This is a genomic window from Pediococcus acidilactici (genome assembly GCF_016127815.1).
Taxonomy (GTDB): domain Bacteria; phylum Bacillota; class Bacilli; order Lactobacillales; family Lactobacillaceae; genus Pediococcus; species Pediococcus acidilactici.
The window spans coordinates 716913-730543 of the sequence record NZ_CP066046.1 but is presented as its reverse complement, the minus strand read 5'-3'; the positions used below and the strand labels follow the sequence as shown (position 1 = coordinate 730543).

Sequence of the window (13631 nt, the reverse complement as noted above, 5' to 3'; positions counted from 1 at the left end):
CTTTCGAATAACAACACCTTTATTATAACTAAAACCGTCGCTTATCCAAAGTAAGCCCACTTTTCTAGGCGTAAAAACGTGCTAGCAAGATTTTATCGCATAATCATAACCAGATATTAAAAAACAGGCCGGAAAATTAGATTTCCGAGCCTGTTCAATAAGATTTTTATTGATGATTATTCAAAAGCCTTCATGAGTGGTGGTACCACTTGCTTCTTCCGGGATACAACCCCAGGAAGGTCGGCAGTGTTATGGTCACTTAACTTAACGTCAAAGGCCTTTTCAACCATTTCCTTAGGTTCGCCAACTACTAATAGACGCGAATCGCTTGTCAAAATGTTAGTTGCCAATAGTAAGAACATGTCGTAACCGTTCTTTTGGTTTTCGTCTTCCATTGTCTTAACTAAGGCATCTTCACGAGCGAACACGTCGTCCAAATCAACGGTGTTTACTTGGCCAATGCGAACTTTCTTACCGCCCATGTCGAAGCTCTTTGCGTCGCCATCAACCAGTTCAAGTTCACTCTTGCTTGATAAATCAGTGCCTGCTTTTAGCATCGCCAAACCGTATTCTTCAACGTTAACGTCAGCAATCTTAGCTAAAGTTTCTACAGCCTTACGGTCGTCATCCGTAGTGGTTGGTGACTTAAGTAAAAGCGTATCGGAAATAATTGCTGAAAGCATTAGCCCAGCAATCTTAGCTGGAATTTCAATCCCTGCTTCTTTAAACATCTTGGTTAAGATGGTGCTTGTGCAGCCTACTGGTTCAGCACGGTAGAATAGTGGTTGAGCAGTTTCAAAGTTAGCAATCCGGTGGTGATCAACTACGGCCGTTACCGTAACTTGGTCTACATCTTGTGCACTTTGTTGCTTTTCATTGTGGTCTACTAACATTACAGAGTCCACTTCGTTAGCCACGGTTTCAACTACCCGAGGAGCTGGTTCGTTAAAGTGATTTAAAACGTATTCCGTTTCTGGATTAGGGTTACCTAATGCAACGGCTTCAACGTCCTTTACGCCCATTTGAGTTTGGTAATATGCAAATGCCTTTGCCGCAACAATGGCATCTGTATCAGGGTTAGAATGTCCAAAAATAAGTTGTTTAGTCATTATCTGAATGCTCCTTTAATCTATTATTAGTTATCTCTTCTAATCTTTCAGTATACCCTTTTTTGGCTAAGTATGCCTCAAATTCATTCAAAAAGCTTTCGATTCTCGGAATGCTATCTTTATCTCTTCTAAAGACAAAGTCTAAATCAAACGAAATTACCGGATCCAACTTAGCCGTAAAGACTCCCTTTTTACGTGGGTGAGCCATTACGTATGATTCTGGCAACGCGGTTACCACGTCGGTCGCGTTCACAAAGTGCCGAATCTGGTCGGGAGTGGTAAAGCAAGCGACACTATGCGGGCGGTTAACTAAGGCATTTTTATAAGCCTCTTTGATTACCCCATCTAAATAGAATTCTTCAGGGTAAGTTACCCAATTATAGTTGATTGTTTTTTGCAACTTAATCCGCTTTTGACGAGCGATTTTTTCATCATGATGAATAAAAACTAAGCTTTCACTCGTGATTTTGTGGGACTGGTATGGTTTCCAGTTTTTAATACTGTCATCTGGCAAATACATAATTGCTAGATCCACTTTATTATTTTCTAGATTTTCCCAAATTTCTTTTCTAGTCAGCATGTGGACAATGATTTTAATTCCGGGTTCCTTTTGGTAATAGTGCGCAATAAAATCTTCGAAAATTTGGGTCTCAATCGAGGATAAAATTCCAATTGAAATTTCACCTTGACTTGCATTTGACGACTGTTGAATTTCGTCAGTTGCATTATTCAAGACACGGTTAATTTCATGACTAGCACTTAACATTGTGTATCCGGCATCGGTCAACCGCAATTTTTTCCCTACCGAATAAAATAGCGGCGCTCCAATGGTGTGCTCTAGCTTTTTAATTTGCTGGGTAAGCGCAGGTTGCGTAATCCCTAGAATTTGTGCAGCTTGCGTATAGTTCATCGTATCTGAAAGTTGCAAAAAATATGTCAACGCTTTTGAAGAAAAGATCTTTTCTTGTTTAGTCCGCATGTTCGTACACCTCGAGTTTCATTAAGCTTAATCGTCTAATAATCATTATAATTAAGTTTAATATTACTCCCTGTAAAGAGCAAGGGGTAATCGCTTTATTTCGCTTCGTTGACTGCTGGATCCAATGTTTTCAAGCGCATTGAAAGCGGATTACCCTCGGAGTCAATATCGATCACAAAACTACCGTTGGAATAACGTTCATTTAACGGATGTTCCATCGGCAGAATGTCATGAACTAAGCCGCGAGAAGTTAGAACTTCAAAGGCTTGGTGTTCGTTAACTACCGCAATATCAACCACCCGGTGAGGTTCTTTCTTAAGTTCACGCAAAATTTGTACTCCGCGCCGAGCTCGACTCGTTACGCTAATTTCACTAACCTTCATCCGCTTGAAGGAACCGCGGTTAGTTATTAAGCCAATCTGGTCTTCATCGTTAACTAGCACAAAGTTAGCTACCTGATCATCCCTCAAGTCCATTGATTTAACGCCGGCAGCCCGGGGTCCTACGGTTGGAATTTCAACTAAGTCGTAGCGTAAACCATAACCATGTTCACTCGCTAATAGAATGGTTGCTGGAGCAGTTTTAGGATCTACTTGCACAACGTTAACTACCTTAGCACCTTGCTTTTTCAGCTTAGCGTAGGTAATGGCTTTTTTACGATAGGTTCGCCCTGGTTTCAAATCTTGCAAAGCAGTTTGCTTAATGTATCCATCGTCCGTCGCGATTAAGAAGTTAATTGGTTGTTTAAAGTTTTTGACATCATAGGCCTTTAAGATAATTTCATCGTCAGCTAGCCCAATTGTCTGTGAAACATGTTCCCCAGTATCTTTCCAACGCGCTTCGGTAATTTCATATACCGGGCGGTAAATCAAATTACCTTTATTAGTAAACATCAACAGATGATCTAAGGTGCTCAATTCATGTTTGAAAACGGGTTGGTCGCCATCTTTAAGGCCATCTTCATCCGCAGACGCTTTATAAGAACGCAAGCTGCTGCGTTTTAGATAACCGGCTTGGCTAACTAACACCATCACTTGTTCTTCCGGTACGGTAACCGTGCGATCAATCTTAATTTCTTCAATTTCGTCCTGAATTTCTGATAAGCGCGGTGTGGCATATTGCTTTTTAACCTTCCGCAATTCTGCTGATAATACCCGTGATAACTTAGCTGGATCGTTAAGAATTTGGTTAAACTCGGCAATTGATTCGTTTAATTGCTGAGCTTCCGTCTTTAGCTCCGTTACGTCGGTATTAGTCAAACGATAAAGTTGCAAGGAAACGATTGATTCGGCTTGCTTTTCACTAAAGTCAAACCGTTCCACCAAGTTGTGCTTAGCATCCTTTTTATCCTTACTACCCCGGATAGTTTTGATCACTTGATCCAGAATTGAAAGGGCCTTAATCAAGCCGTCAACGATGTGTAAACGGGCCTCTGCCTTTTGCAAATTAAATTGCGTTCGCTTAGTGATTACTTCTTTTTGGAAGTCCACGTAAGCTTGAATGATGGGCTTAAGCCCCATTCGTTCGGGACGTAACTTATTGATTGCGACCATGTTGAAATTATAAGAAACCTGTAAGTCGGTGTTCTTTAATAGATAGTTGAGCACCCCTTGGGCATCAACGTCCTTCTTTAATTCAATTGCGATTGATAAGCCTTCACGGTCGGATTCGTCACGTACTTCAGCAATCCCATCAATCTTTTTCATTACCCGAATTTCATCAATTTTTTTAACTAGTTGCGCTTTATTAACTTCGTAAGGAATTTCCGTGATTCGAATTTGCTGTTTGCTACCGCGCAATTGCTCAATGGCTGTCCGAGAACGGACGACCACCCGGCCCCGACCGGTCTTATAAGCTTGTTTTAAGCCGTCACGTCCTTGGACAATTCCACCAGTGGGAAAATCGGGACCTTTAACAAATTCCATCAATTTTTCTAACGAAGGATCCGGATGTTTGATGGTATATAAAACGGCGTCAATTACTTCCCCAATGTTGTGTGGAGGAATTTCCGTCGCGTAACCAGCAGAGATTCCCGTTGCTCCATTCACCAAGAGGTTCGGGAAACGAGCCGGTAGAACGGTGGGTTCGTACTCCGTATCATCGAAGTTTAGCACCATGTCGACCGTTTCTTTGTCGATATCTTGCAGCATTTCTTCGGCTGCCTGGCTCAACCGCGCCTCGGTATACCGCATTGCGGCCGGGGGATCATTGTCAATCGAACCATTGTTACCATGCATTTCAATTAACGGCACTCGCAGTTTCCAGTTTTGACTCATGCGGACTAAAGCTTCATAGATGGAACTATCACCATGCGGATGAAAATTACCCATTACGTTACCGACTGATTTAGCCGATTTACGAAAGGCTTTATCATGAGTATTACCATCTTTATTCATTGCAAAGAGGATGCGTCGTTGCACGGGCTTTAAGCCATCGCGAACGTCAGGTAACGCACGTTCTTGGATGATATATTTAGAATACCGTCCAAAACGGTCGCCCATAATATCTTCAAGTGCTAATTCTTGAATTTTTGATTGATTATCAGCCATTCGGATTCCCCTTTTACTCTAGTTATTTTCTAAATCTAATTTTAATTCTTCAAACGTTTCGTTTTCTTTTCCTTTAGGGGTAGCTGGCTTAGATTCATGTTCAGCTTTAACAGCTTCGTTATCAAGCAAGCTACCATCCTCTTCGAGGGTGAAGGAAACGTTGCTTTCAATCCACTTCCGACGTGGTTCAACCTTATCACCCATTAAAGTGGTTACCCGGCGCTCAGCTAAGGTATCATCGTCAATTCGAACCCGCACTAAGGTCCGGGTATCCGGATTCATGGTGGTTTCCCATAGCTGATCGGCGTTCATTTCACCAAGTCCCTTAAACCGTTGCAAGGAAAAACCGCGGCCCATTTTTTTGCTAACTTCCTCAAGCTCTTCATCGGTCCACGCGTATTCAATCTTGGTCTTTTTATTAGCGCCCTTTTGTAGCTTATAAAGGGGTGGCAAAGCGATGTAAATCTTACCAGCATCGATCATTGGACGCATATATTTATAAAAGAACGTCAACAATAGTGTCTGGATATGGGCTCCATCGGTATCCGCATCGGTCATGATAATTACTTTGTCATAATTGCTATCTTCAACCTTAAACTCGGGGCCTACTCCAGCGCCAATGGTGTAAATGATCGTGTTGATTTCTTCGTTTTTTACGATGTCTTGTAGTTTAGCTTTTTCCGTGTTCAAAACCTTACCACGAAGCGGCAGGATTGCTTGGAATTTACGGTTACGGCCTTGCTTAGCACTACCTCCCGCAGAATCCCCTTCGACAAGGAACAACTCATTTTTCTTAGCGTTTTTGGATTGAGCAGGAGTCAGTTTACCAGATAAAATCCGATCTTGCTTTTTGCGACGTTTGCCGGTACGGGATTCGTCCCGTGCTTTTCGCGCAGCCACGCGCGCATCGCGAGCATTGATTGCTTTACGAACTAGTTGTTGAGCAAATTCCCCATTTTCCATCAAGAAGAAGCCCAGTTGTTCACTAACCACGGCTTCAACAATTGGACGAGCTTCAGGAGTTCCCAATTTTTCTTTGGTTTGACCTTCAAATTCAAGTAATTCTTCAGGAACCCGAATTGAAATTACTGCCGACAAACCTTCTCGAACATCAGAGCCTTCCAAGTTTTTATCTTTTTCCTTTAAAAGTCCGACTTTTCGAGCAAATTCGTTGAAGGCCTTGGTCCATCCCGAACGCATCCCTGCTTCGTGAGTCCCACCATCCTTAGTTCGGACGTTATTAACGAATGACAACACGGTTTCGGAGTAACCATCGTTATATTGTCCAGCAATTTCAACTTCAATGCCATGTTTAGAACCGTCGAAGTACATGATGTTTCCCAGAGTATCCTTATCTTCGTTAAGGTATTCTACGAACTCCTTAATCCCTTCTTCATAAAGATACTCTTCAGCTTGTTCATGTCCCGCACGTTCATCAGTAAGGGTAATCTTAACCCCCTTTAGTAAGAAGGCAGATTCACGTAGTCGAACCGCTAAGGTATTAAAGTTAAAAACCGTCGTGGTAAAAATCGTCGGATCCGGTTTGAAAGTTACCGTCGTCCCGTTAGATTCTTTGGTTTTTCCCACTTTTTTTAGCGTTCCGACCGGATGTCCGCCATTCACGAAGTTTTCTTCGTATTTCATTTTGTCCCGAACGATTTCCACCGTTAGTTTTTCAGACAATGCGTTTACCACGCTTGCCCCCACTCCGTGCAATCCTCCCGAAGTCTTATAACCGCCTTGGCCGAATTTTCCTCCGGCGTGTAAAACGGTAAAGATTACTTCGGCAGTCGGTTTGCCAGACTTATGCATTCCAACTGGCATTCCGCGTCCGTGGTCCACGACCGTAATACTGTTATCTGAGCGGATTGTGACATTAATTTCTTTTCCGTACCCAGCTAACGCTTCATCGACTGCATTATCAACAATTTCATAAACGAGATGATGTAATCCGCGTCCATCAGTGGATCCGATGTACATTCCGGGGCGTTTTCGAACGGCTTCAAGCCCTTCAAGCACCTGGATGGAAGAATCATCATATGTTGTTTTACCTGTTTTTGCCATTCACGTTACTCCTTTAAGGTCAGTACTATTATCATAACTTATTTTTAATCTGATGAAAACATTTCGATAAATGTTATAATACTGCATTGTGACTGAAATTTTATCACTGTTAAAAACCGTGCTAAAATTTATTGAAACTTAAATTATTAATTAGAAAAGAGGAAGTCCCATGTTAAAGATTTTAATCATGTTGGTGATTGCCTACTTATTGGGCTCGATTCCCTCGGGAGTGTTGGTCGCCAAACATTTTAACAAAGATTTACATAAAGAAGGTAGCGGAAACACCGGGACAACCAATACGTTTCGGGTTCTCGGCGTTAAACCTGGATTACTAGTTTTGTTAATGGACCTTTTAAAAGGAACTTTAGCCACGTTACAACCCATCGTTTTTCATGTTACCACGGTTAACCCCCTCATTATTGGCTTAGCGGCCATTTTAGGGCACACCTTTTCCGTTTTTGACGAATTTCGTGGTGGTAAAGCGGTAGCCACTAGTGCAGGAATGCTGTTAGCGTACAACCCCAGCTACTTCATCATTGCTTGCTGTCTATTTGTTGGTTTCATCTACATTTCCAGCATGGTTAGTTTTTCGAGCATCGTTTCGGCAATCTTACTCGTTATTATTTCGTTTTTCTACCATGATTGGGTGCTTTCAGTAGTGGCCATTGGGCTAACTAGTTTTATTATTTATCGTCATCGTTCGAACATCAGTCGAATCTTGAGCGGAAATGAGAACCTGGTTCCCTTTGGGATCTATTACCGCCTCAAACATAAAGGCTAAACTAAAAACCCTTGAAACTTATCTTAGTTTCAGGGGTTTTGTTTTTTAGAAGAATGAAATTGTGAAGCTTTGGTTAAACGTCTCTCCAGCGGCTAATTGGTTCATTCCTAATTTTTCACTCAATTCGCCATTAAAGTCTACGGTATCCGCAATCCCCCACCAAGGTTCCAAACAAACGAAGTCTCCTTCAGCAGGATATGGGGACCAAATTCCCAGATAAGGCGCATCTTCCACTGTAAGGGCGACCCCATGGTCATTAACACTATTTTCTAGCATTACGGTCGTTGACTTTCGTTGAAGGTCAAGAATTAATGCATCTTCAGCGAAGAGCTCGTGACTTAACGCAATTGGCTGCGTAGCATCAAGATCCTGCAAATGTTTTGGATCTGTGTAAGGTGCTTGTAACGGAATTTGCTTGAAAACTTTTTTAGGAGCAATCCGCATTTGACTTTCCGCCATCCCAATCCTTGGGTCACCTAGGTTAAGGTTAAATCCCGGGTGACCGCCGATTGCAAACCAGAGGTCGGCCTTTTCAGCCGGATTATGAACTTCGTAACGTTCGGTTAGTTCGTGGTCGTGTAGTTCAAAATGCAACCGTAAATCAAAATCAAACGGGAATTTTTCGCGCGTTTCCACGGTACTCTTTAACTCCATTACCACTTGTTCGTCACTTGCTGAAATCACCGTAAAGCGCATGTCGCGAGCAAAACCGTGTTGCCCCATTGGATAACGCATACCGTTAACCTTAAATTGATCGTCTTTTAAGCGACCCACGAACGGAAAGAGAACGGGAGCATGTCTCCCCCAGATTTGGGGATCGGCTTGCCAAACGTACTCAATTTGGTCGTCGTTAGACTTAACGCTGGTTAGCTCCGCGCCTAATTCATCAATTGTGACCGTTAAAAATTTATTTTTTAAAACTGCCGCCATAAAAATTGCCTCCTACAAGATAAACTCGCTCAAGTCTTTGTTACCCGCGATGCTACCAATCTTACTATCAACGTATTTTTCGGTAATGGTTACTTCGCCCATTTCCATCGATGGTCCTTCAAAGAGGATGTCTTCCAATAGTTTTTCTAGAATAGTATGCAAACGCCGCGCACCAATGTTTTCCGTTTCATGGTTAACTTGTTCAGCAATTTCGGCAATTCGTTCAATTGCTTCGATAGTAAAGGTAACTTTCACGTTATCCGTGCCAATTAGGGCAATATATTGCTTAACCAATGCATTCTTTGGTTCGGTAAGGATCTTGACAAAGTCGTCCTTAGAAAGGTCGTTTAGTTCAACCCGAATTGGGAAACGACCCTGCAATTCAGCAATTAAATCGCTAGGCTTGCTTTCGTGAAACGCCCCCGAACCGATGAAGAGGATGTGGCTGGTGTCTACCAAACCATACTTAGTGTTAACTTGAGACCCTTCTACAATTGGTAAAATGTCTCGTTGCACCCCTTGCCGGGACACGTCGCTAGAAGTGTTTTGTCCTGAACCAGTGATCTTATCAATTTCATCAATGAAGATAATTCCGGTGTTTTCCGCCCGTTGGATTGCATTATGATACAGATCCCCATGGTTAACTAATTTGTCGGACTCTTCTTTAATTAGAATTTCACGAGCTTCCCGCACGGGTACCGTTCGACTAATTTTCTTCTTTGGTAAGAGCCCGCTCAACGATTCGTTAAGGTCGATGCCCATTTGGTTCATCATATTGTTATTATTATTTTGCTTAGGGTCGTCCATTTCAATGGTGACCATCTCGTTTTCAAGGAGTCCCTTAGCTAACTTGCTTGCCGTGTCCATCCGCTTTTCCTTGATGTCATCCGGCACATTTTGTCCACTTGGTTGAAAATCAGTTGGTGTCTTTCCCTGTTGCATTTGCGTAAACATGTTCATCATGTTTTGAAAGTCTACCGCTGAATTTTGTTTAGGATCTTCTGGAACCGGTACAAGCAATTCGACGATGCGGTGATCCGCATTCTTAGCAGCTTCCATCCGAACATCTTTGAAAGCTCGTTCTTCTTCTAGATGCACAGCATTTTCAACTAAGTCACGCACCATCGACTCAACGTCCCGTCCAACGTAACCAACTTCGGTAAACTTAGTTGCTTCGACCTTCACAAAGGGAGCGTTAACGATTTTGGCCAACCGCCGGGCAATTTCAGTTTTGCCGACCCCGGTTGGTCCAATCATTAGTAGGTTCTTGGGGGTGATGTCTTCTTGCATGTCGGCAGAAAGCTGGAGTCGCCGGTAACGATTCCGTAAAGCAACCGCAACGGCACGCTTAGCTGATTTTTGACCAATTACAAATTCGTCTAATTGATTAACAATTTCTTGCGGGGTTAGGTTCTCTTTTAACATTGCTTACTTGTCCTCCTTGAAATCTAAGGCGATTACATTGTGGTTAGTGAAAATATCAATATCTCCGGCAACGTTGATTGCGGTTTTAGCAATTTCCTTAGCGGTCATATCCTTGGCATGTTGTTTTAAAGCTTTAGCAGCTGCTAAAGCAAAGTTTCCGCCTGAACCAATGGCTAAAATTCCATCGTCCGGAGCGATTACTTCCCCACTTCCAGAAACCAAGTACATTTCCTTTTGATCCATTACGATCAACATGGCTTCCAGCTTTTGTAACTGTTGGTCGCCCCGCCAAATCTTTGCCAGTTCGACGGAAGCGCGTTGTAAATTACCGCTATATTCGGATAATTTCTTTTCAAATTTTTCTTCCAGGTTGAAAGCATCGGCCACACTGCCTGCAAAGCCCACGATGACTTTTCCATCGTAAATTCTGCGAACTTTTCGTGCAGTGCCCTTCATGATGAATTTTTCACCCATGGTAACCTGACCATCCCCGGCCATGGCGTTTTCCCCATTGTGATTAATGGCAATTATGGTTGTTGCGTCAAATTTTACTGGCATAATGTTCTCCTTCATTAAGATTAAGACTTAGTCGAGCGTGGAAAAAACTTCCGATAGCTCTCTTGTAATTTTTCTTTTGTAACGTGCGTATAAATTTGGGTTGTTGAGAGGCTAGCGTGCCCTAGTAGTTCCTGAACGGTTCGTAAATCTGCACCATTGTTTAACATAGCGGTCGCAAAACTATGGCGGAGCATATGTGGATGAATTTTTCCGTTCAAACTACTGTTCTTGATAATTTGGTTTAAAACATATTCCACTCCAGCCACGGTAATCGGCTGTCCATAATGGTTAACGAACACGTATTGATGAGTTTGGTGATACTTTTCCAATAGACCGGACCACTCGTTTTGGCGGTAATCCTCTAATGCATGCTTAGCATAACGACCGAAGGGCACGTAACGTTCCTTATTTCCCTTTCCTAAAATTAGGATGGTCTGCATAGAAAAGTCAATATCCGTCCAGCGTAAATTAGTACATTCACTAACCCGCATCCCGGTTCCGTAAAGTACCTCTAACAAAGCAGCGTTACGTAAATGTAACGGGCCTTGATCTTGATAAACCGTATCAAAAAGCTGGTTCATCTCTTTTTCATAGAAAAAACGCGGAAGGTGGTCAGCGTGCTTTTTTAATTGCACAAATTCAAAAGGGTTTTTGGCAATCACGTCATTTTTTATCAAAAAACGATAAAAAGCACGCAAAGACGAGACTTTTCGTGAGATTGAGGTTCTTTTTAAATTTTGGTCAAAGAGGTAACTCATGAAGACGTTCGCGTCAAAACGGTCCACTGCTAAAAGCTCCGGTTTATTTCCGGTAGTCTGAAGAAACTTTTGAAATTCCTGCAAGTCTTCCAGATAAGCTGTAACCGTTTTATCAGAATACTGCCGCTCCACGGTTAAATACCTTTTAAATTGCTCTATCCAGTCCATAAAAAAACCTCCAACAATTGACACTGTAGCAAATTGTGGAGGGAAACTCAATTTATTTATTGTTTTTTAAGCTATTTTTGAGGTTCTTCCTCGTAGTCATGATTTGGACAAACGATTTGTTTACCGCCCTTAATTTTCTTTTCAATTAAGAAGCTGTGACATACGGGACACTCCCGCGCAATTGGCTTGTCCCAAGAGACAAATTCACAATCTGGGTAACGCGAGCAACCGTAGAATACGCGTCCACGCTTGGATTTGCGTTCGATAATCTGTCCTTTATGGCATTGTGGACAGGTTACCCCAATTTCCTTAACAATTGCCTGGGTGTTACGACAGTCAGGGAACCGGCTACAAGCAAAGAATTTACCGTAGCGGCCCATTTTAACTACCATTGGTGCCCCACAGATCTCACAGTTAAAGCCGGCCGGTTCGTCTTTAATTTGAATCTTTTCAATTTGCCCCTGGGCTTTTTCCAATTCTTTAGCAAACGGCTTGTAATACCGGTCAACTACCTTAATCCAATTTTCCTTACCCTCTTCAATGGAATCAAGGTCTTTTTCTAAGCCAGCGGTAAAATCAATGTTAACGATGTCCGGGAAGAAGTCGTAAATGATTTCGTTGACGATTTCTCCTAGCTCCGTTGGTTCGAAACGCCGGGAGACTAACTTAACGTAGTAGCGACGTTGAATCGTATCCAGGGTTGGTGCGTAGGTAGACGGACGACCGACGCCGTTTTCTTCCAAAGCCTTGATCAAGGCGGCTTCAGTATAGCGGGCTGGTGGCTGAGTAAAATGTTGGTTTGGATTATTATTAACCAGCTTAACTTGATCGCCTTCGGCAAGGTTTGGCAGCACGTTATCCTTGTCCTTATTAGTTTTATACACCTTTGTGAACCCTTCAAACTTGGTCTTCGAACCGTTTGCCCGGTACTGGGCGTCGTTTTGTTCAATTGTAACGGTCATCGTATCGGAAACTTCGGGCGTCATTTGACTTGCAACAAATCGGGCCCAAATTAGTTTATAAAGCTTAAATTGGTCGTTATTAAGGTACTCTTTAATTTGTTCCGGCGTCCGCTTAACCGAAGAAGGACGGATCGCTTCGTGGGCGTCTTGCGCCCCTTCCGGCATCTTCCCCTTCCGTGGCTTAGTAGCCGCATATTCTGCACCGTATTGATCATGAATAAATAAGGAAGTTTCGTGCTTAGCAACTTCTGAAATTCGGGTCGAGTCCGTCCGCATATAGGTGATCAACCCAACCGTTCCTTCTTTACCGATGTTAATTCCTTCATAAAGCTGTTGAGCAGTCATCATGGTTTTACGAGTCCGAAAATTAAGGGTTTTATTAGCCTCTTGTTGCATAGAACTCGTGGTAAACGCCGCTGCTGGGTACCGCTTCCGTTCACGCCGTTTAACTTCCGTAATGTCAAAGTCGCCTTTAGGGTCAATGTTCTTTAGGACTTCTTGAACCTTTTCATTATTTGGTAACTTCATCTTTTTATGGTGCATACCATAAAAACTAGCCTTAAACTTTGAACGGCCCTTTTTAAATTCAGAATCAATTGACCAATACTCTTCGGGTTTAAAGGCGTCGATTTCCTTTTCACGTTTAATGATTAAGCTTAACGCAATGGATTGAACCCGACCAGCACTGAGGCCCTTTTTAACTTTTTGCCAGAGCAATGGTGAAATTGAATACCCCACTAACCGGTCTAAAATCCGGCGCGCTTGTTGGGCATCAACCAAGGTAGTGTCAATGCTGCGAGGGGTTTTAAAAGCGTTTTTAACCGCGTCTTTAGTAATTTCGTTAAATACCACCCGATTCTTATCTTTCGGATCTAGTCCTAATAGGTAGGAAAGGTGCCACGCAATTGCTTCTCCTTCCCGGTCCGGGTCAGAAGCAAGGTAAACTTTTTTAGCCTTTTTGGCTTCTTTACGTAAATTTTTAATGGTATCGCCCTTACCGCGGATCGAAATGTAGTGGGGTTCGTAGTCGTTTTCAATATCGACTCCCATTTTACTTTTCGGTAGATCCCGGATGTGGCCTAAACTAGCCACGACTTTATAAGAGCGACCCAAGTATTTTTCAATGGTTTTTGCCTTAGAAGGTGATTCTACGATCACCAAGTTTTTTTTAGTAGTCGGCATTTGTTGCTCCTTTGCCTTAAATTAGAATTTATAGTCACCATGTTATTGCATTAGAATCTAAATTGTCAAATAGCGGGTACCACCCTAAGCGATTGACGTAGTCTCTGATAGCCACTGTTATAACGGTGCTAATCAAGTTTACATATTAGCACGACTTTTTTAAAAT

At 42.5% G+C, this 13631-nt stretch carries 10 protein-coding genes; 1 reads left to right on the top strand and 9 read right to left on the bottom strand.

The window, feature by feature from the left end:
• Nucleotides 1–176: 176 nt before the first annotated feature.
• From I6H64_RS03585 to parE, 4 genes are all read right to left on the bottom strand, one after another.
• Complete coding sequence (locus I6H64_RS03585) at nucleotides 177–1109, bottom strand: manganese-dependent inorganic pyrophosphatase (RefSeq protein WP_005916961.1); 933 nt, start codon at nucleotides 1107–1109, stop codon at nucleotides 177–179.
• Complete coding sequence (locus I6H64_RS03580) at nucleotides 1102–2088, bottom strand: LysR family transcriptional regulator (protein WP_008840955.1); 987 nt, start codon at nucleotides 2086–2088, stop codon at nucleotides 1102–1104. Before I6H64_RS03580 ends, I6H64_RS03585 begins: the two co-directional genes overlap by 8 nt.
• A 95-nt stretch (nucleotides 2089–2183) precedes the next feature.
• A complete protein-coding gene (gene parC / locus I6H64_RS03575; RefSeq protein WP_002831680.1) occupies nucleotides 2184–4637 on the bottom strand; it encodes a DNA topoisomerase IV subunit A in 2454 nt (817 codons plus the stop codon).
• An 18-nt stretch (nucleotides 4638–4655) separates the two neighbouring features.
• On the bottom strand, nucleotides 4656–6701 hold the full coding sequence (gene parE, locus I6H64_RS03570) for a DNA topoisomerase IV subunit B (RefSeq protein ID WP_008840958.1): 2046 nt from the start codon (nucleotides 6699–6701) through the stop codon (nucleotides 4656–4658).
• A gap of 169 nt (nucleotides 6702–6870) precedes the next feature.
• Here parE and plsY point away from each other — a divergent pair, with 169 nt between their 5' ends.
• Nucleotides 6871–7482: a glycerol-3-phosphate 1-O-acyltransferase PlsY gene (gene plsY, locus I6H64_RS03565; protein WP_002831684.1), complete on the top strand. Its 612-nt coding sequence runs from the start codon at nucleotides 6871–6873 to the stop codon at nucleotides 7480–7482.
• 45 nt (nucleotides 7483–7527) lie between these two features.
• Here plsY and I6H64_RS03560 read toward each other — a convergent pair whose 3' ends face one another.
• The 5 genes from I6H64_RS03560 to topA all read right to left on the bottom strand — a co-directional run bounded on the left by I6H64_RS03560 (nucleotide 7528) and on the right by topA (nucleotide 13465).
• The gene (locus I6H64_RS03560; RefSeq protein ID WP_008840959.1) at nucleotides 7528–8412 is read right to left on the bottom strand and encodes an aldose 1-epimerase family protein; all 885 of its coding nucleotides are present in this window, start codon (nucleotides 8410–8412) and stop codon (nucleotides 7528–7530) included.
• A 12-nt stretch (nucleotides 8413–8424) separates the two neighbouring features.
• On the bottom strand, nucleotides 8425–9837 hold the full coding sequence (hslU, locus tag I6H64_RS03555) for an ATP-dependent protease ATPase subunit HslU (RefSeq protein WP_004165097.1): 1413 nt from the start codon (nucleotides 9835–9837) through the stop codon (nucleotides 8425–8427).
• A 3-nt stretch (nucleotides 9838–9840) separates the two neighbouring features.
• Nucleotides 9841–10395 carry an ATP-dependent protease subunit HslV gene (hslV, locus tag I6H64_RS03550; RefSeq protein WP_002831687.1) on the bottom strand — a complete coding sequence of 185 codons (555 nt, stop codon included), beginning with the start codon at nucleotides 10393–10395 and terminating at the stop codon, nucleotides 9841–9843.
• A 20-nt stretch (nucleotides 10396–10415) separates the two neighbouring features.
• On the bottom strand, nucleotides 10416–11321 hold the full coding sequence (gene xerC / locus I6H64_RS03545; protein WP_008840961.1) for a tyrosine recombinase XerC: 906 nt from the start codon (nucleotides 11319–11321) through the stop codon (nucleotides 10416–10418).
• Nucleotides 11322–11392: 71 nt separating this feature from the next.
• Nucleotides 11393–13465, bottom strand: a complete 2073-nt coding sequence (gene topA / locus I6H64_RS03540) for a type I DNA topoisomerase (RefSeq protein ID WP_008840962.1) — start codon at nucleotides 13463–13465, stop codon at nucleotides 11393–11395.
• Nucleotides 13466–13631: the final 166 nt, after the last annotated feature.